Origin of the sequence: Nostoc sp., assembly GCF_036919495.1 — a bacterium.
Lineage (GTDB): Bacteria > Cyanobacteriota > Cyanobacteriia > Cyanobacteriales > Nostocaceae > Nostoc.
This window is the reverse complement of the sequence record NZ_JBALBZ010000067.1, coordinates 90338-109569: the sequence shown is the minus strand read 5'-3', so window position 1 is coordinate 109569 and position 19232 is coordinate 90338. Positions and strand designations below refer to the sequence as shown.

The 19232-nt window shown below is 42.0% G+C and carries 21 protein-coding genes, 1 tRNA gene and 1 pseudogene; 11 read left to right on the top strand and 12 right to left on the bottom strand.

What is annotated here, in order from left to right; genetic code table 11:
- Nucleotides 1-27: 27 nt before the first annotated feature.
- Nucleotides 28-354, bottom strand: coding sequence for a DUF6825 family protein (locus V7K25_RS09005; RefSeq protein WP_335157059.1), 327 nt, complete (start codon nt 352-354; stop codon nt 28-30).
- Nucleotides 355-511: 157 nt separating this feature from the next.
- Nucleotides 512-2131, bottom strand: coding sequence for a ribosomal protection-like ABC-F family protein (gene abc-f, locus V7K25_RS09000; protein ID WP_335157057.1), 1620 nt, complete (start codon nt 2129-2131; stop codon nt 512-514).
- Nucleotides 2132-2626: 495 nt separating this feature from the next.
- Here abc-f and V7K25_RS08995 point away from each other — a divergent pair, with 495 nt between their 5' ends.
- From V7K25_RS08995 to V7K25_RS08985, 3 genes are all read left to right on the top strand, one after another.
- A complete protein-coding gene (locus V7K25_RS08995) occupies nt 2627-3307 on the top strand; it encodes a Uma2 family endonuclease (protein WP_335157055.1) in 681 nt (226 codons plus the stop codon).
- A gap of 127 nt (nt 3308-3434) precedes the next feature.
- Nucleotides 3435-3647: a type II toxin-antitoxin system HicB family antitoxin gene (locus V7K25_RS08990; RefSeq protein ID WP_335157053.1), complete on the top strand. Its 213-nt coding sequence runs from the start codon at nt 3435-3437 to the stop codon at nt 3645-3647.
- Nucleotides 3648-3717: 70 nt separating this feature from the next.
- On the top strand, nt 3718-3873 hold the full coding sequence (locus tag V7K25_RS08985) for a type II toxin-antitoxin system HicA family toxin (protein ID WP_335157199.1): 156 nt from the start codon (nt 3718-3720) through the stop codon (nt 3871-3873).
- A gap of 55 nt (nt 3874-3928) precedes the next feature.
- Here V7K25_RS08985 and V7K25_RS08980 read toward each other — a convergent pair whose 3' ends face one another.
- Both V7K25_RS08980 and V7K25_RS08975 read right to left on the bottom strand, forming a co-directional pair.
- On the bottom strand, nt 3929-6655 hold the full coding sequence (locus V7K25_RS08980) for a CBS domain-containing protein (protein ID WP_335157197.1): 2727 nt from the start codon (nt 6653-6655) through the stop codon (nt 3929-3931).
- Nucleotides 6656-6782: 127 nt separating this feature from the next.
- A complete protein-coding gene (locus V7K25_RS08975) occupies nt 6783-7007 on the bottom strand; it encodes a hypothetical protein (protein WP_335157051.1) in 225 nt (74 codons plus the stop codon).
- Nucleotides 7008-7227: 220 nt separating this feature from the next.
- Here V7K25_RS08975 and psbZ point away from each other — a divergent pair, with 220 nt between their 5' ends.
- The 6 genes from psbZ (at nt 7228) to V7K25_RS08945 (ending at nt 12235) form a co-directional block, all read left to right on the top strand.
- Complete coding sequence (gene psbZ, locus V7K25_RS08970; protein ID WP_229500909.1) at nt 7228-7416, top strand: photosystem II reaction center protein PsbZ; 189 nt, start codon at nt 7228-7230, stop codon at nt 7414-7416.
- A gap of 188 nt (nt 7417-7604) precedes the next feature.
- Nucleotides 7605-8183, top strand: a complete 579-nt coding sequence (gene ribH, locus V7K25_RS08965) for a 6,7-dimethyl-8-ribityllumazine synthase (protein ID WP_335157049.1) — start codon at nt 7605-7607, stop codon at nt 8181-8183.
- 115 nt (nt 8184-8298) lie between these two features.
- Nucleotides 8299-8370: transfer RNA gene (locus tag V7K25_RS08960), tRNA-Gly, on the top strand.
- A gap of 663 nt (nt 8371-9033) precedes the next feature.
- Nucleotides 9034-9441: a hypothetical protein gene (locus V7K25_RS08955; RefSeq protein ID WP_100901502.1), complete on the top strand. Its 408-nt coding sequence runs from the start codon at nt 9034-9036 to the stop codon at nt 9439-9441.
- 4 nt (nt 9442-9445) lie between these two features.
- Nucleotides 9446-10711: a glutamate-5-semialdehyde dehydrogenase gene (locus V7K25_RS08950; RefSeq protein WP_335157047.1), complete on the top strand. Its 1266-nt coding sequence runs from the start codon at nt 9446-9448 to the stop codon at nt 10709-10711.
- Between the two features lie 672 nt (nt 10712-11383).
- Complete coding sequence (locus tag V7K25_RS08945) at nt 11384-12235, top strand: universal stress protein (protein ID WP_335157045.1); 852 nt, start codon at nt 11384-11386, stop codon at nt 12233-12235.
- A gap of 79 nt (nt 12236-12314) precedes the next feature.
- Here V7K25_RS08945 and psbM read toward each other — a convergent pair whose 3' ends face one another.
- The 5 genes from psbM to V7K25_RS08920 form a co-directional block, all read right to left on the bottom strand.
- Entirely contained in the window at nt 12315-12431 is a 117-nt protein-coding gene (gene psbM / locus V7K25_RS08940) for a photosystem II reaction center protein PsbM (RefSeq protein WP_100901506.1), read from the bottom strand.
- A gap of 160 nt (nt 12432-12591) precedes the next feature.
- Nucleotides 12592-12888, bottom strand: a complete 297-nt coding sequence (locus tag V7K25_RS08935; protein ID WP_335157043.1) for a 2Fe-2S iron-sulfur cluster-binding protein — start codon at nt 12886-12888, stop codon at nt 12592-12594.
- Nucleotides 12889-13073: 185 nt separating this feature from the next.
- Entirely contained in the window at nt 13074-13211 is a 138-nt protein-coding gene (locus V7K25_RS08930) for a photosystem II reaction center protein K (RefSeq protein ID WP_006195022.1), read from the bottom strand.
- Nucleotides 13212-13296: 85 nt separating this feature from the next.
- Complete coding sequence (gene tgt, locus V7K25_RS08925; RefSeq protein WP_335157041.1) at nt 13297-14445, bottom strand: tRNA guanosine(34) transglycosylase Tgt; 1149 nt, start codon at nt 14443-14445, stop codon at nt 13297-13299.
- A gap of 233 nt (nt 14446-14678) precedes the next feature.
- Nucleotides 14679-15131: a hypothetical protein gene (locus tag V7K25_RS08920; RefSeq protein WP_100901509.1), complete on the bottom strand. Its 453-nt coding sequence runs from the start codon at nt 15129-15131 to the stop codon at nt 14679-14681.
- A 521-nt stretch (nt 15132-15652) separates the two neighbouring features.
- Between V7K25_RS08920 and V7K25_RS08915 the strand changes: the two are divergent.
- Nucleotides 15653-16318: pseudogene (locus V7K25_RS08915) on the top strand (RNA-guided endonuclease InsQ/TnpB family protein); the annotation flags it as partial.
- A gap of 97 nt (nt 16319-16415) precedes the next feature.
- Nucleotides 16416-17189: an adenosylcobinamide-GDP ribazoletransferase gene (cobS, locus tag V7K25_RS08910; RefSeq protein WP_335157039.1), complete on the top strand. Its 774-nt coding sequence runs from the start codon at nt 16416-16418 to the stop codon at nt 17187-17189.
- A gap of 173 nt (nt 17190-17362) precedes the next feature.
- Here cobS and V7K25_RS08905 read toward each other — a convergent pair whose 3' ends face one another.
- The 3 genes from V7K25_RS08905 to V7K25_RS08895 form a co-directional block, all read right to left on the bottom strand.
- Nucleotides 17363-17818 carry a PPC domain-containing protein gene (locus V7K25_RS08905; RefSeq protein ID WP_335157037.1) on the bottom strand — a complete coding sequence of 152 codons (456 nt, stop codon included), beginning with the start codon at nt 17816-17818 and terminating at the stop codon, nt 17363-17365.
- An 87-nt stretch (nt 17819-17905) separates the two neighbouring features.
- Nucleotides 17906-18583: a ComF family protein gene (locus tag V7K25_RS08900; protein WP_335157035.1), complete on the bottom strand. Its 678-nt coding sequence runs from the start codon at nt 18581-18583 to the stop codon at nt 17906-17908.
- A 77-nt stretch (nt 18584-18660) separates the two neighbouring features.
- A complete protein-coding gene (locus V7K25_RS08895; protein WP_335157195.1) occupies nt 18661-19158 on the bottom strand; it encodes a GNAT family N-acetyltransferase in 498 nt (165 codons plus the stop codon).
- Between the last annotated feature and the right edge of the window lie 74 nt (nt 19159-19232).

The window sequence follows — 19232 nt, the reverse complement described above, 5'->3', positions numbered from 1 at the left end:
TAATGACTAATGACCAATGACTAAAATTTATGCAGAAGTTCTACGATAATGTTGCAATTCTGTTCGTAACAGGGCAATTTCTGCTCGTAATTCATCAATATCTGCTTGTAAGTCACCGGAATCAGAACTGCCTTGTCTAGTACCTGTGGTACCTTGGCCACCATTAGCAGCTTCTGCTGCCCGATTTGCCCGCTCTAGAACTTCGTCTGTAAACTGGCGCAGCTGCTCTCTAGCTTCTGCATCAAATTTGCCCAGATCGCTCAAAGCATCGGTCAAGGCGACCTCTAAACGCTCATTAACTACTTCAGCTACTGCTCTGCCTACGAAAAAGGCTTGCACAAGGGGGTTACTCATAAATTTTTGTTACGTTGCACCGCAAGAGAATTATAACTTGCCCGTATGCTTTACGGCTTCTGTTGTAGAGTTAGAAATTTACGTGGCAGGATGGGCGACTTTCAGCCTTAGTGAATAGAATTTGCAAAGTTTATGGATACGCAAGCAAAAGCTACAACTATCTTGGGTCAGAGATTTCAAGTAATTCTCGATAATATTGCTCTGGTGTATTGGGTAAATAGGTTGTCATTTGCAAGGCTTGCTCTCTTAACTTAAAACTTTGAGTAATGTTAGTTCGGCTGAGGAAGTCTAGATCGTGGGAAATTACCCAAAGTGCCCCTTGATAGTCATTGATACCTACCACCATTTGTTCAACAGTTTCAATATCCAGGTTATTAGTTGGCTCATCAAGAATCAGCAGATCGATTTCTGAGATACTGATCATAGCGATTGTTAATCTTGCCAATTCACCTCCACTCAATACAGAGGCGCTTTTGTGAACGTCATCATATTTAAATAGAAAGTGTCCTAGTTGTTGACGCAAAAGCTGATAGCTGAGATGAGAATTGGCAGCTTGCATATTTTCCAAAAGTGTGTATCGGCGATTTACCAATTCGTAGGTTTGATCGAGATATACAGCTTTCATCGCTGGTGCAAGTAAAACCTCACCTGAGTCCAAAACTGCTGTTTGGTTTTCCATTCCTAAAATTGCTTTTACCAGACTCGATTTACCAGAACCGTTTGCGCCGATAATGGCTATGCGATCGCCAGATGATACATGCAGTTGAATATTTTGAATCAATAGACGTTCTGATACCCTAAGATTTGCACCCTGGATATTAATGAGATTTCGGCACTTTTGATTTTTTTCTTCTAGCTGAATACTCGTTACTTTGGTAGTTTTGACCTTCGTCTCTGCAACCTTTTGATTAGCCTTTGCTACTGCTGCTTCATGTTTCTTTTTCGCAGTTCCAGTAGACACCTCAGCTTTGATTTTAATCAGCCCTGCTGCCATTTTATCAATACTGCCATTAAGAAACTTGGCGCGACCGTTGCGGCTAGATTGGGCTGCGCGTTGCTGTTCTTGGATAGCTTTGGACTGGGTACGTTTGAGTTCCTTTCTGGCGACTTCGTGCGATCGTATAGCTACCTCTAATTCTATTTCTTTTTGTTCTCGATACTGAGAAAAATTGCCTCCATATACCTTTATTCCAACAGGTGTAAGTTCCCAGGTAACTTGTGTTACTTGGTCTAAGAAAAAAGGCTTGTGCGAGACAATCACAAACGCGCCAGTGAAATTTTGAAGAAATTGTCTTAAACTTTCTAAGGCTTGCAAATCCATGTGGTTGGTTGGCTCATCCAGCAACAGTAAATTTGGTTCTTGAGCTAAACCAATCGCTAGAAATAGTTTTGTGAGTTCTCCTCCACTCAAGTTAGTAATTGGTAGAGAAAAATCAATCTTTGTATCAAATTGTGTTTGCAAAATATCCTCAATTTTCCACCATTGATCAGAAGTATAAATCAAAAAATTCAGTACTGTATCTGCTGTAATTTCTTGCCTAATAGTGCTGATTTGTGGCAAATAGTAGACAACACCATTACGTAAAACTGAACCAGCGCTGGGGCTAATTTGACCTGCAAGTATCTTGAGTAGGGTTGATTTTCCTACACCGTTGCGACCTACTAAAGCGATACGATCGCCTGCTTCGATACTCACCTGAATTTTTTGAAACAAAGTTCTATCCAAGCTGAGTTCGTAGGCTAAATTCTCAGCTAACAATATTGATTTTTTCTGCATTATTCTCAAACCTCAATTCGCAAACTTCCACCCGCGTGTTCACAACAATTACGGGTAGATTAGACACAAAAAAACCTAGCCGCAGACACTTGCCAAGCAGTTTAATCTAGATACGAGTGATGCCAATATTTTTAGTACATGACTATGTGAAGTAACCCTGTCAAACTAGTTGCGTTTATTCTTTGTTGACATTTGTTGCTTTGGCGCAACAGGTGTTTGGTACTACTTCATTTGTGCTATCTCATTGGAGTTGTGATGAGGTTTGATATTGAGTACAGTCTAGCATGAAGGTATTTCGGAAGGCTAGCGATCGCTTTTTCTTCTCTGTGCCCTCTGCGCCTCTGTGGTTAATAAAAATTTTTCACCGCAGAAGCGCAGAGAATGCAGAGATTCAGAAGGAATTTTGATAAGGATACCTCTTACCTATAACTAAGCGATCGCTAACTACAACACTGCTAAAATAAATTAATAACTACTTGATGCCGTATCCATTCTATGACCATAGCTCAAGAATTAGATTCTCAACAAGGCATCTGCCAAGATGTTATATTTCCCCCTGGTGACTTATATAGTGACGAACCTCCCTTGGAAAGCGAACTGCATTTACGGCAAATAATCCTACTTTTAACATGTCTGGAATGGTTGTGGCGAGATAGGAATGATTTCTATGCGGCGGGAAATCTGACTATCTATTACAGTCCACATCAACGCAAATCAGAATACTTCCGAGGGCCAGACTTTTTTGTAGTGTTGGGAACTGAACGTAAAACCCGCAAAAGTTGGGTAGTCTGGGAAGAAGATGGCAAATATCCGAATGTAATTCTAGAAATATTGTCTGACTCAACAGCTAATACTGATAAAGGTTTAAAAAAAGAAATTTATCAAGATACTTTCCGCACATTGGATTATTTTTGGTTCGACCCTTACACACAAGAATTTGCGGGATTTCATTTAGTAGATGGAGAATATCAACCTCTACAAGCAAGTGAACAAGGATATTTGTGGAGTCAACAACTAGGGTTATATTTGGGAGTTAATGAAGGTTTATTACGGTTTTTTGCACGAGATGGACAACTAGTACCGACACCTGAAGAAACGGCAGAACAAGCAGAAAAAAAGGCAGAACGTTTGGCAGCAAAATTGCGAGAGTTGAATATCGATCCAGATACAATTTAGATTACTGCGATCGCATAGCGTCCCGTAGGCGATCGCCTGTTTTGATAAAGCGTCAATAAATATAGTACGAGTTATATTTTAATAATAATGTTAAGATTAAATCTCAATCATAATAGTTGATCATTTTATGGACAAAGTAAACATTATTATCGAAAAAGATGAAGATGGCTATTACGCTTATTCTCCAAAACTTCCAGGCTTTCAAAGTCAAGGTGATTCTTTGGAAGAAGTAAGCTCAAATATCAAAGAAGCTGTTGAAGTTTACCTAGAAACTCTATCAGAGTCAGAGAAACAGGAACTTTTAAAGAAGGAAATTCTGACTATGACTTTGGAGGTTTAGGTTGCCTAAACTACCGTGACTAAATGCCAAGGAAGCGGAAGAACTATTATTAGATGCTGGCTTTATCTAAATTAGAAGTAAAGGTAGTCACAGAGTCTATCGTCTAGAAAATATCAGGGTTGTCATTCCTTTTCATTCGGGAAAAGTATTACACCCAAAGATAGTTCAACAGGTTATACAAGCTATCAAACCTGATGAAAATTATCCCCCTGATGATGAAACCTAAATTTATAATCTATTGCTCAATACTCCACAAATATATGAGCGATCGCTTCACTAATTCATTTAGGATAGTGTTGTACTAAAAACTCCTCAGCTTCAGTCCTATCTTTAATCACTCCATCCAAGGTAGCAGCAAGCATATCATCTAATATTTGCCGATATTGCGGCCCTGGCGTGTAACCAAGTTTCTTTAAATCATTGCCATTCAATAGGGGCTGCACATTCGCCCAAACAGTTAAATATTCCCAAATCTGATGTCTAAGCGATCGCGGACTTTGCAAAGCAATTAAAATCAGCATTGGTAAATCGTATTTTCGCAACAACTGCACTACTTGACTGGGACTTTGACACTTAGGCAAAGATTCCATCACCTCAGTTTGGGCAGAAGCCAAGTTTTGCAAGCGTTTAATGCTATCCTCTTGCAGTTGCAGATTTTTTGCTACTTTCGCCCGATATTGTGGTGCTAGATAGGCGATTAAGGCTTCTAAGCGCATTTCCCAATGAATGAGAGTTTGTTCAGCATCAAATCGCCGCAAGCAGCGTTCTAGCAAGCGTAATTGTCGCAGGAGTTCTGCGTCTAGCTTCAGGGTAGGATGAATACATTGCAATGCCCCTAAATTATCGAGTAACTGCAAAGCCGATTTCCAGTAGGGGGCTTCTAGGATGTGCTTTAATTCTGTTTTCAGGCGAGTTTGTAGGGCTGGAGTTCTGCTATTCTCTTGAGCAGTGCGATCGTAAACGCCACTGTTGATGGCATAGCGGATAAATTCTTCAGTTTGCGGTTCTATCTGAAATCCGAAGCGCACAGCAAAGCGCACGCCACGATAAATCCGGGTGGGGTCTTCGATAAAGCTATTGGGGTGTAAAACCCGAATTTGCTTGGCTTGTAAATCTAGTAATCCGCCAAAGAAATCGAGTAATTCACCAGCACGGGGAGTAGTAAGGCGCAAAGCAAGGGCATTGATGGTAAAATCTCGACGATACAAGTCTTGACGAATAGAACTCGCCTCAACTTCTGGATTTGCTGCTGGATAAGGATAAAATTCTGTTCTAGCGGTGGCAATATCTACCCATAGAGAACCTAATTCTGGGTCTTTGTGCCACAACAAAGCCGCAGTTTGAAAAGCCCCGTGGATTTCTAAGCGGGCCGCAGGGTAAAGTTGTTGGAGTGCCTTTGCTAATTCTACACCAGCACCAACATCTGCTGATTTGTGAAAGCCATCAACCACAAGATCAATATCTTTAATCATCAAAGTGCCTGATGTTGCTTCAGCTAACAGTAAATCCCGCACCGCACCCCCGACAAGATAAAGATGCCAACCTCGTTTTTCTGCTTCTTGCGATGCTGTGGTGAGTAATTGCCACAATTGCGGTACAAGACGATTTTGTAACTCAGTGCTGAGAGGTATTTTGAATTTTGTTACCGCAGCGTTAGCGTCATTTTGAATTTTGAATTTTTGTCCCTCTTCGTCTTCATCCCTTTCTTGATGTAATTCCCGCAACACATCAGTACGAGTTACCAGACCAACTAACTGTTCATTCTCCAATACTGGCAAGCGTCCGATATCATAAGTCACCATCAGCGACTCAATTTGTGGCAATGTGGTATCTGGTGCGATCGTTTTAAGATTTGTGGTCATATAGCCTTTAACTGGCGCATGACTAAATCCGTGGTGCAGAGCAACATCAAGATCCCGGCGCGAAATAATACCTACTAGTTGCCCTTGGGCATCGACTACAGATAAACCAGAGTGTCCATAGCGTAATAAAATGCGCTGGGCTTCGGCAATTGTGGTTTCAGGTAGAATTGTGCGAACAGGAGAGGACATCAAGTCTCTAGCGGTGAGAGGCTGGGGAATTTGCGCTTTTACGCCGTCAAGGAGTTGTTTTAATATTGCCTGTGAATTAACTCCCCTTAGATTTAAAGATGCCGCTTGTGAATGACCGCCGCCACCAAGAAGTTGAAATAATACGTTAAGATTCGTTTTGGGAATTTGCGATCGCCCAATTACAGTTAACCGTGAATCCTCTTCACCTAAACGATACTCATTAGCCAACAGTAGGGCATCAATTTCGGTTAATTCCACGAGTTCCGATGCCAAACTCGATAACCCAGGCACAAAATTTTTAGTTCTTAGAGTTACCCAAGCAACCGTATATCCATGTAGACAAAAATATTCTAAATTTTCCAGCGATTCAGTTAATAACTGCTGCAATTGCACAGACAAACCAGGGTCACGGTAGGTGGAAATTACCGATAAACTCGCACCTTGTTGCATCAACCAAGCCAAAGCTAGCGCATCCCGTGGTGTGGACTGGTCATAAGTCAAAGAGCCTGTGTCAACGTGGATACCCAAAGCCATCACAGTTGCTTCGGCAGGAGTTAGGGTAATTTCCTGTTCTTGCAATTGCTCAACGATTAAAGTTGTGGTTGCTCCTACTGAATAAATATATGATTCGGTAGCCGGAATATTTGATTCTTGTCCTAAGTGATGGTCATAAATTATAATCTCTTTAACATAGGGTAAATCTAACCACTCAGCAGCTTTACCCAAGCGATCGCGCTGTTGCGTATCCACCACAGTCAGAGAACGAATTTTTTCTGGATTTACAGAACGGCGTTCAATTAGCGGATATTCATCCCGATGCAATGCTAAAAAATCCCTTACAGGAGGGTGAGAACCGCCACTCAGCACAATTTTACTTCCCGGTAATAGGCGTGTTAACCCTACCGCAGCCCCTAGTGCGTCAAAATCTGCTGTTGTGTGGCAAAGAATTAAATCCATAGTATTAAAAGTCATTGGTCATTGGTGCTTAGACAAAGGACGAACGACTAAAATATTGTAATTTTTGGTAACTGAAAAATAAGAAAAAAGTGTCAGTGTTGCCCTTTAGCTAAAATGGATAGAAGCCTCACCCTTTAACCCTCAGGGTCAGCGCCTTAATTGTCAAATATTCTGAAATACGCGATCGCGGCGTTGTATGATTTAAGTAGTTACTCGCCACCACGGCCATTGATATACCTCGCTTACTGCCCTCTGGGAAACCTACGTGAAACATTGGACAACGGGAAACGAGTGGGCATCCTTTCAAAGAATGCAAATTTACCATTGGTTGACACATCAGTGCAAAAGTCATAAGCAATTCATCCTGTGTCGTAAAATTTGTGGGGTACGAAAGGAAGAAAAAATCAAATTTTTGACCGTGGGGGATCGCGAGGACATAAAATCAGAGCCTCTGGCCAGAAGCTCCTGGAAATGTCCTATGCAATAGCAGGAGTCACGCTCCTTGCCTACACTGTACACCTTACTGTTAGTGTAAGACATATCACTATTTCGCTGTATTGGGAGATGCAAAAATGACCATAATATTCCAATTCGCTTTGATAAGCCTAGTTCTATTGTCTTTTGTACTGGTTGTTGGCGTCCCCGTTGCTTACGCCACTCCCCAAAATTGGGTTGAATCTAAAAGGTTACTCTGGGTTGGTTCCGCCGTCTGGATTGGTTTGGTATTTTTAGTTGGTTTGTTAAACTTTTTTGTCGTGTAGGCGACGGCTTCACTCTGGCGCAGGCACATAATATAAGAACTAGAGGAGCAGAAAAGCCAAGGTCAAAGACCAAAGGAGAAAAGGAGAAATTTTTTCCGATTTCCTTTTTTTAACCGTGCTTTCCTGCTCCTCTACATTTAAATAAGAAATGTATATTGGCCAGAACTATAGTTGATTAAGAGGCAGTCATGGCAGTTTTCGAGGGAACTTTTACCCAAACGGAGCCTTTGCGGTTTGCAGTGGTGATTGGTCGATTTAATGACCTAGTTACCGGAAAGCTGCTAGAGGGATGTCAAGATTGCTTGAAACGCCACGGTGTAGATCCTAACCCCCAAGGGAATCAGGTAGACTATGTTTGGGTTCCGGGAAGTTTTGAGGTACCTTTAGTAGCTCGCCAACTAGCACTTTCCCATCGTTATGATGCTGTAATTTGTCTAGGTGCAGTCATTCGAGGGCAAACACCCCATTTTGATTATGTATCCGCCGAAGTTTCTAAAGGTATTGCCGCCGCTAGCTTTCAAACTGGTGTGCCAGTAATTTTTGGCATTTTGACAGTAGATACTATGCAGCAAGCCTTAGAACGGGCAGGCATCAAAGGTAATCATGGCTGGGATTATGCCCTGAATGCCCTAGAAATGGCAAGCCTGATGCGGCAACTGCGTTCTAACCTGGCAGAGCCATATTCTCATAATAGCCAGTCTTTACCAGCCTCTTTCCAAAGTGCCAGCATCGGCAATTTAACTGCGGAGTCAGAAGAACTCAGCTAAATGAGTGCTGAGTTATAAGTGCTGAGTTATTAGTTAAAAGACTTGGCACTTATAACTAAATTAAGGGGTTGACAATTAGGAATAAATCTGAGATATTAATATATGGTAATTGATTGCGGGTATAGCTCAGTGGTAGAGCGTCACCTTGCCAAGGTGAATGTCGCGCGTTCGAATCGCGTTACCCGCTTCCAACTAAAACCTCTTGCAGTTTTTAACTCCAAGAGGTTTAGTTTTCTTAAGGTGCATTAAATTCAGTGAACAGTTAATCATTGGAAGCAGTCTGAGATTTGACCCCGACTGAAACACGCCACTTATATTTATGCGGGGCTGTGACTTCCAACGGACAAATTAACTGATAACTGATAACTGTTGAAGTCTTTGGCGATTCGCACTAAACTCTTGTGAATCACTCCCAATGTGGACAAATCGAGCAAATAAATCGTCTACTGTCTCAATTTGAATATCACCCACTCAAATTGCGTTACCCAACTTGCTAAGAAATATAAAACCCAGCTTTAGACTGGTGTAGATATAGATTAGCTTGGCTACAATCTTTGTGTGTCATCGCAATAAATGCCCAAAAACGCAACCACATTATCTTTCAAGCGACAAATGAAGAGAAGAAAATTTTTAGATAAGATTGCCAGCTATGGGGAAAGATTACAAACAGAGAACTTTGTACTGATATGGCAATTAGGATATTTAGAGTCTGCTGCATCTACTGTTTGCAATGATGGCGATATTTGAATCGCCTGGTTATTTTCAGAAAAAGAGAAGCCTTATCAGGCATTTACCAAGGAATCATATTCTCACAGTTCGTGTAAAACACGCTCAAGTTACTAGAACGCTTGTGCAATCTCAAAAACCCGAAAAAATAGACTTCAATACCGAATACCCCTGTCCCTGTCGTCGCCGGGGTCAGTTAATTCCGATTACGCTGACAGAAGCATTTGGTTGCGATCGCTGTCAGCAAATCTTTGTAGTAGAAGATAATGGTCATGTCCTAGAACAGCTTTCTACCACCTATCCCTACAAGCGGGCTTGGCGTTGGATGGGAAATAGTTGGCATGTTGTCCATCCACGCTTGGGAGAAAGCTATCTGCCTATAGCACTTGGCATTATTTTCGTGCTAGTGATTATATGGCTGCCATTAGCACTGCGATTGGCAAATAGTTCCAGCATTGTTGCTTGGGCAATGGTGGCGGTGCTATTGGCTATTCTGCCAGCGCTAATGGTCTGGCTTACCTACAGACGTTAACTCAATGACTGTTGAAGTTTTGGATGATTACCCCGAACCAATTACTAGTGCCCAACGCGCCTATCATGCTTCCCTAAAGTTGGGGATCACAAAGGGAGCAGACCGAAGTCGTGCAGTACTGGCAATGGCACAAGCCCTTGAGCGCTCATTTGACGACATTCTAGAAGCCAATACCTTGGATTTAGAAGCCAGTCGGGAAATGGCAGTGCCTGAGTTGATACTAGACTGGCTGAAGCTGACTCCCACACGGTTAGAGATGACCGTGGACATTTTGCAACGGTTGGGGGAATTATCAGATCCACTGCGGCGCGTCAGAACGGCTGATTATCAACTGGAAGATTCCCAGAGTTATACCCAGTTAATGCCCTTGGGAGTGATTGGATTTATTTATGAGGCGTTTCCCGATTTAGGAGCGATCGCAGCAGGTTTTTGTATCAAAACTGGCAATAGTATAATTCTCAAAGGCAGTACTGAAGCTAGCCATTCCAACGCCGTCATCGCTGAGGTACTGCAAAGTGCCATCGCTCAAGTTGGTCTACCTCCGGGCTGTATAGAACTGATCGCAGCAGAACATGGTGCTTCGGTTCGGGATTTAGTCACCCAAGACCAGTACGTAAATTTAGTGATTCCCTACGGACGTTCTAGTTTAGTACAGCAGGTAGTCCGACAGTCAACTTGCCCAGTCTTAAAGTCAGCGATGGGTAACTGTTATCTCTACTGGTCGCTAAATTCCAGTTTAGAAATGGTGCGCTTAATGATTCTTAATAGCCATCAGAGCGAACCAGACCAAGTTAATGCCATTGAAAAGGTGCTAATTCATCGGCAAGCCTTACCATCATCAATAGCCGTTCTGTGGAACAGCTTGATGGAAAAAGGCTTTAAAATTAAAGGGGATGCAGAACTAGTAAAAGCCTTTCCCCAGTTGCAATTGGTGAAAGAAGGCGAATGGGGAAACCCTTATTTAACTAGAACAGTAGCTTTTAAATTGGTGGATAACTTAGAGGCTGCGATCGCCTGGATTAATGAATATAGCAGTGGTCATGCCGACTCTATCGTTACTGAATCCTATCAGGAAAGTCGGCAGTTTGCTTTAGGAGTTAACAGTGCTTCTACTTATATCAACACTTCCCCGCGCTTTTCCCGCAACCCCTCGCGGGGAGATTCAGTGTTTCTTGGGATGTCTAACCAAAAAGGTCATCGCCGGGGATTTATCAGCCTGGAAACCTTGACTACCGTTAAGCACATTGTTCAGGGAAATGGCAGGTTTTAAATAATTCGTAACTCGTAATTAGAAAAGGGTTAGATCAGCCGCGATCGCGCTGGAATGTGATTGCTCAACAGACCATGCTTGGCCAGTACAATTTTAATAGTAGTCCAGGTACAAGTGTATTTACGGACAACCAGGAGCGCATTTAAGTTAACGTGAGTTCGATAAACCCTCCCTGGCTTCAACTAAAGTTCAAGTCTCCCCCTCTCCGACTCGGAGAGGGACGGTTTTACGTAGTAAAACCAGGGAGAGGTCTTTATAGTACTTCAATAAATAAATTTCCTTAACCCAAGCGTATCGGCTTACAGTAAATAAATTTTTCTGAAGAGTTCTTTTGGCATTTCTTTGCAATACTTAACTAACTTCTAATTAAAAAAAGTGAATATAGATAAAAAATGATAACTAACATCATAATTGATTAAGTTATCGAAGCTAAATTAAGACTATGCTTAATAATTGCAGTCTAGTTGATCATCTTAAGTAAATAGGTGCAAATGAACTTAAACATTTGTTGAGCTTTTTGTACTTTGTCATTTGTTTGAGTGTTAAATACTAAAAAAGAAAGTTTATTTGTGCCAAGTTACTGACTAGGTTGTTGAGCAAGGCAGTAAAAATCTGACCTTAGCCAAGTAATAACAGCGACAACTAAAGTGAACTTAACAACAATCACGTAAAATGATAGAAAAAATTTTGCTGGCTGTATCGGGATTGGGACACGCAGAAGAAATGCTCAAAACCCTGAGAGAAATTCCTTCAATTCAATCTGCAAAAGTGACGATTTTGCATGTTGTTCAGGCACAAAATACTGCCGCTACCATGACAGCTAAATGGGAAAATGGCGGTAAAATTTTAGCTAATGCCATTCAAACTTTGAATTTAGATCCTAGCCAGGTTTCTTCAATTTTACGCGAAGGCGACCCGAAAGATGTTGTTTGCCAAGTAGCTGATGAAATCGATGCTGACTTGATTATTATGGGTTCACGCGGACTTAAGCGACTGCAATCCATTTTATCGAACTCAGTCAGTCAGTATGTTTTCCAGCTATCTTCTCGACCCATGTTGCTGGTAAAAGACGATATTTATGTCAAAAGAATTAAGCGCATTATGGTGGCAATAGACAACTCTGATTCTGGAAAAAACTGCTTGAAATTGGCACTGTTTTTACTGCGAGATATTCAGGGCGGCGAGTTAATTTTGGCAAATGTTGCCACAGATTTAGGCGGGAAAAAATCGGAAATAACTGAAGTTAGTTCAGATAAAAATCCAGTTTTGGCAGCCGCAGTTGCAGAAGCTAAAAACCAGGGCATCCAATCTCGTTGTTATATCAGCAGTGGCAAACCTGGTGAAGAAATTTGTCGGTTGGCAGAGAAGTTGAATATCGACTTATTATTGCTCGGTTCTCCAGATCGTCGTCCATCCATCGCTAAGAGTTTTGTTGATATAGACCGACTCATCGGATCTTCCTTGTCTGACTATGTGCGAGTTAATGCCACTTGTCCGGTATTGCTGGCGCGGACGATCGCTTAAAGTCAAAATAGAGTTAGTGGTTGATAAATAAAAACCCCTACACGCTGGTGCAGGGGTTCTTTATTTGATACACAAACTCTTAATTATCTTTTCCACCTTCGCGGCTAGCAGTTTGGATGTAAAGAATTAGTAAAAACACAGTGGGGACTAGTACGAACAAAATGCTCGCTACGAACCCCAGGTCATTAACTTGCATGGCAAGAAAACCTCTCTTAAATTTCCAGTCAACAAGATTAGGATAGCATCATCGACGACACAGTTATACCAATTCCAAATTCAAAATCAGGAAACTCAATTTTGGTAAGTATTTTGACTACTGACTGGATACAAATTGAAGCAATGGCAGATTTAAAAACTTAAGGCTTGGTGACTATACTGACTGAGCCATTCACTAAAGTTTGACAGGCAAGGCGGTAATTTTCCGGCTTTTTTTTGAATTTGCGATTTTCTACATCTGTGCGGGGGGAAAGATTTTCTAGCCCTTCGACTATCTCCACAATGCAAGTACCACACTGCCCATTACCACCACAATTGGTCATCTTGCCAATGAATTTATATATATCAATGTCATTTTGCATCGCTTTGAGCCGGAGATTTGCACCATCTGCCGCCACTACTTCTTTATTCTCTTTAACGAATTTGATATTACCCATAACCGATTCCTCCTCGACTCTAAGCTTGGCTTTCAAGGCTTCATATTGACATGGCTTGATTCACATCTTATTTATTATATTAAATCATTACAAAATATTAATAAATATTAACTTTATCAAAGATAGCGCCACAAAAAAATAGAACAGGTATAGTACCTGTCCTATAAATTGAAAAATAGATTAACTTATCTAAATCCCACGGCTGCTTGCCAAACGAAAGCAAGCAACAAGAAGAATACGGGGATGACTGGGAGAACGTCCACCAAAGGATCAAAGATTTGGTATGCTTCAGGCAGTTTTGCTAATAAAAGTGCTGCTTCCATGTTTGTTTAAATCCAACTATCCAACACAGCGTTCATAATTGAGAAATATCTTAACATGGTTTGGGTATTGGTCATTGGTCAATAGTTATTTGTCATTTGTAATTTCCTCTTCATCTGATAGTGATTCAGATGAGTTTAGCCAGTGACCAAATTCTGTGACAAAGCGATCGCTTAATATTGCTTCTCTAATATGCTGGGTAAAGCGAATTAGTTCGGTAATATTGTGAATGCTTAACAATGTATAAGCTAAAATTTCTTGCGATCGCACTAAATGAGATATGTAAGCCCGGCTAAAATTTTGGCAGGTATAGCAAGGACAAGTTTCATCTAATGGCGTAAAATCTTCACGAAACTTAGCATTTTTTAAATTCCAGCGTCCGCCCTGAACTATTGCCGTCCCATGTCTCGCCCAACGGGTGGGAATGACGCAATCAAATAAATCTACACCAGATGCGATCGCGATCGCCATTTCTCGATAAGTACCGACACCCATCAAATAACGCGGCTTTTCAGGCGGTAGAAGCGGTGCTGTCACTTTTACAATCTCAGCCATCATTTCTGGCGGTTCTCCCACACTCACGCCACCAATGGCATATCCCGGCAAATCCAACTTAGCCAAAGCTGACGCCGCACGACAACGCAAATCCAAATATACGCCCCCTTGCACAATCCCAAACAAAGCCTGTTCACTGCGTTGATGAGCCGTTATGCAGCGCTCTAACCAGCGATAAGTGCGCTCAGTTGCAGTTTCAACCTCTTGGCGAGTCGCTGGGTAAGGCGGACACTCATCAAAGGCCATAATCACATCGGCCCCCAAAGTATTTTGAATCTTAATGGATAGCTCTGGTGTCAAGTTAATAATTCGTCCATCATGGGGTGAGCGGAAAGTGACGCCTTCTTCAGTAATTTTCCGCATCTCGCTTAAGCTGAACACCTGAAACCCACCCGAATCTGTGAGCATTGGGCCATTCCAACCCATAAATTTGTGCAACCCACCACCCCCAGCCACGATCGCTTCCCCTGGTTGTAGATGAAGATGATAAGTATTAGATAAGATCATTTGCGCCCCAGTCTCTCGTAGCTGAGATGGGGTGATAGTTTTGACATTTGCCAGTGTTCCCACTGGCATAAATCTGGGGGTTTCTACAACACCGTGAGGAGTGAAAAAGACTCCTGCTCTAGCTTTGGTTTGGCTACAGCTTGCAAGACATTCAAAGGAAAAATTCGCACTCATGCCATTTTGGATTTTAGATTTTAGATTTTGGATTGTGAAACGCTAATTGGTAAAGAGTTTCAGAAATCCATAACTAGCAGCCATAAAACCAAATGGTATTAGGGCAAGATTAATATTATTTGGCTAAATTATGGACAAACATAAAAACTGGCAATCGAGTTTTTGTGAACACTTAAGCGTTCGCTACTAACCTCGTTACCAACTTTACGAGTATATACTGTACTAATTGTTATTTAGAAAGAATCAGAACAGTCATCGTCAATTTCTGCATCCCACCTAGCTGAGAGGACTTGCTCCATCATCGCTTCTATGGCGCTGACATTGAAGGTTCGCTCTCGTCGCTCTTGGAGGGGGGTTGAGCGGGGAATCAACCGCAGACACACTCCTTCTTGCATCAAATCAAAATAGGTTTCTTGTTGCGCCGACTGTTTAAGTTCCAAGTAATCAAAACTACAAACATTCAGATATAGCGCGTGGTTAGCCACTAAGGTAGACCTTTGCGGATTGGCGAAAACTTCCATCACATCCCCTTCACCCTCGCTCAGTACCTTATCTTCTTGGGTGTAGATGTAGTGGACTCGACCTAAGTCTGTCAGCAATCGCCGGATGTCGAGCTTATTCACAATGATGCCCGTGTTAATAATGCACGGAGCTGGTATCCTGATGTCGGGTAGATGGTGACTCATAGGAAAATATCGATTGAGCTAAGGAGAGCGACAACATAGCTAAACTGTCATAACTGAATAGCTTGTTTACTTCCTACATTTAAAAAAATATCAATTTTGTGGAGCAATCGTCTAAATAATTTAGAGTAAGTTTTTAATTAACGAATACAAAACACAAATTTTGATTCTTGATGGAATTTTAATTTCCTTAATCATTCGTTTTTTGTATAAAAAACACTTTGATTATCTATTTACCACTTAGACCAGCATAACAAAATTTTCAAGAATAATCTCTAATAGAAGTAAATCTTATCTAAAGTTTTAAAGTATGCTCATATCGGTTTTACCTTATTCGGAGAGAAGGCTCCCGCCATAATCTTTGATTTGGCAAAGAGATGAATCGTTCGCGCAGCGTGTCGTAGACAGGGCGAAAAACTAGATGTTCCCCGACCATGACTGGCTGCAAGCCAGTAAGGGAGAGGGAACAGTTGAGTTTTTCGCAAATCTATGCTCTGAATTACGTTAATGTAAGTGAGGTAAATATGCTGGTATTTGAGGCCAAACTTGAGGGAGAGAATGAGCAGTATCAAGCGCTTGATGAAGCGATTAGAACTGCTCGTTTTGTTCGCAATGCAAGCCTTAGATACTGGATGGACAATAAGGGCATTGGGCGATACGACCTTAGTAAGTTCTGCGCTGTGCTGGCTGCTAATACAGAGTTCCCTTGGGTATCCAAACTCAACTCGATGGCAAGACAAGCTAGTGCTGAAAGAGCGTGGTCTGCAATCGCTAGATTTTTTGATAACTGCAAAAAATCTAAGCCAGGGAAGAAAGGATTCCCAAGGTTTAAGAAAGAGCAGACACATGGTTCTGTAGAGTACAAAACCTGTGGGTGGCGACTTTCTGATGACCGTAGGTATATCACTTTTTCGGATGGATTTAAAGCAGGAACTTTCAAGCTTTGGGGAACTCGTGACCTGCATTTCTACCAACTTAAACAGTTTAAAAGGGTGCGGGTTGTGCGTCGTGCAGATGGCTATTATTGCCAATTTTGCATTGACCAAGAGCGAGTAGAAAGACGAGAACCAACGGGTAAAACTATTGGTATTGATGTGGGATTGAACCACTTCTACACTGATAGTAACGGGGAGACAGTTGCAAATCTCCCAACTCGTGGAAAGAGGAAACCCAAGGAGCGATCTTTGGAATCCCCCGCTATATCAGGTACTCCTGATTAGCCGTGAGGGGATGTCAATTAACCCAAGTCTATTATCCAGCAATTAACCATATATTAATGTTACTAAGATGACGAAACAGCAACAGTGGTGGAAAAAGTTGCTGTTAAGGCTGGCAGCTAGTATTATATTTTACACTATTATTCCAGTACCGTATTTGGAGGGATTAGACTTTCGGGGAGTGGTACGTCTTGCTCCGGTTGTAGGGTTAATGATTGGGGGAATTTTAGGGTTACTGGATACGGGAATGCTTTATCTGGGTATGCCAGTGTTAACTCGTAGTGCTTTAGTCGTAAGTGTTTGGATTGCCATAACTGGAGGATTGCACTTAGATGGGGCAATGGATACTGCCGATGGTTTGGCAGTGGGCGATCCAAATCGGCGGTTGGAAGTGATGACAGATAGTGCTACAGGTGCATTTGGGGCAATGGCTGCCATCGCCTTGGTGCTACTAAAAATAGCAGCTTTGACAGATATGCCAGAAAACCGTTGCTTATTGCTGATGGCTGCTTGTGGCTGGGGACGTTGGGGACAACAGGTAGCGATCGCGCGATATCCTTACCTTAAACCAACTGGTAAAGGTGCGCTTCACAAACAAGCCATTCGTTCTTACAAAGATTTGTTACCAGGATTGTTGTTGCTGCTGGGTTTGAGTGGTTTACTTTGGTTGATAGATAAACAACAACTATTTCTCGCATTGACAATGATAATTGCTGGAAGTGCGATCGCTACTTTAACTGGTGCGTGGTTCAACCACAAATTAGGCGGGCACACAGGAGATACCTACGGCGCAGTCGTTGAGTGGACTGAAGCCTTATTTCTCTGTGTCTTGACTGTTTTTTGAGATGTGGGGGAGTGGGGATGAGGAGAATAACCCGTACCTCATAACCCTCAGGAGTTTTGATTGCCCTGTGCTGTTAGCGCTAGCGGGACGTTTAGCCCGTGCTGAGTGGGGAATCTCACTTCTTTATCAGGACTCGAAACTCGGAATTTGTTTTGCCCCATTCCCCACTCCCTTCATTTAATCGGTTGCAGCTTTGTCACCTTGAGTTTAAAAGCCCCAACTCCAGTTTCCCCAAAAGAGCGGACACGAATCACATAATTCCCTGTCTCTACGATGCGAGTAAATAGTAGGGAATTGCTACTACCATCAGGGCCATCATCATTTTCTGCCAAAGTCGATCCATCAGGTGCTAGCAGGGTGATGATGCTATCAAAGTTTTCGGATGACAGGTCAACTGCTAAATTATCGCCCTTCTGTAACTTCACAGTGTAATCACGGGCAAACCCACCTTGACCTGTGGGAATGTCTTTGTTTGAGAGGGTATCGGAAAATTCAGTACTGTTAGATAAAGGTATTGGACTATACAACTTATTTTGAGCGAAAGCTACACTTGTACTTATACCTATTGCCAGCAATGTGGCAGGAATAATGATGAGTTGTTTTAAACCTGCCGCAAAAACTTTATTCATACATTTCAAGCAATTTTTTCTACAAAAATAGGGTAATTCGGTCAATTTATGCACTTATCTGCTAAAGCCTGCCCATTACTTATTGATTTATCCGTCTTTGACGGCAGTGGCTACTGCTACTAATCCTAAGACCACAATTCCATACTGACGAAGTGTTTCCACAGCAGACCTAGCAGTAGCACCAGTAGTATAAATATCGTCTACTAACAGCACTGGGACATTTGGGGGACGATGGCGAAATTCTTGGCCAACAGCAAAAGCGTTAACCAAGTTTTTTTCTCGTTTAGATACTGATAAACCAAATTGCGCTTCAGTTTCTCGCACTCTTGCTAAACCGTTTAGTTTCAATTTTAATCCAGTTATTTCGCAGAAGCTTTGAGCTATAAGTGCGGCTTGATTGTATTTACGTTGTTTTTGCTTACTAGGGTGGAGTGGGATGGGAACTACCACAGGCTGCTTATCTTGCCTCGGTGAATTTAACAACCATGCTTCTCCTAACCAGTGGCCCAAGGGACGAGCTATTTGGGGTTGATTTTCGTATTTCATCGCTGCGATCGCTCGTTTCACCGGGCCACCATACTCGCCCCAGCCAAATACTGGTATTGGCTCTTGCCACAAAGAAATCGGGTCTTGACGTTGACATTTTTGCAGTTGTCTGGTGCAATTGTGACAGAATTCTTGCGAGGTTGCACGTTGGCACAGAGGACAATGGGATTGGAGAAAAAGATTGAGTAAGCCTGTAAGATTTTTAATCCAAGTGTGCATTTTAAAAGTTAGGAGTTAGTAGTTAGAGACGCGATTAATCGCGTCTGTACAGGAGTTAGGAGTTAAAAATTCAAACTTCATAACTTATAACCGTTGTGGAGTGATTTAACGTACACGCGATCGCATCTTGTTGTTTCTACACCCGTTGCTGGAGTGTAGCCGTTGCTTTCATACAGCTTGACTGCTTCCACTAAAACGCTGGCGGTTTCAATCCAAATTTGCTCAAAACCACGTTCTGCGATCGCTACTTCTAGCTGTTGTAACAAATATTTCCCTAATCCTAAACCCCTAATGCTGGGCAAAAGATACATTTTGCGGATTTCTACAGCTTTTTTGCCACGGTGTATAGGGTAGTATGCTCCAGTACCCACTAGCTGGCTTTGGTGTTCAATTACCCAAAACTCTCCCCCAGTAGCTAAATAATATTCCTCTACTCGCAGCACATCTTGGTCAGCGCCTTTTGGTTCCCAACCCAGACCATATTCTGATAATACATAACTGATGACTTCGGCAGCTCTGGTGCGATCGCTTTGCACCCAATTGCGAATTAAAAAATCTTGATAATAGTTTTTCATTACCATTTGCTGGTCAAGTTTACACAGAAAAATTTTCCGCATCTATATCCCAATTTACTCAGCAAATAGCAATT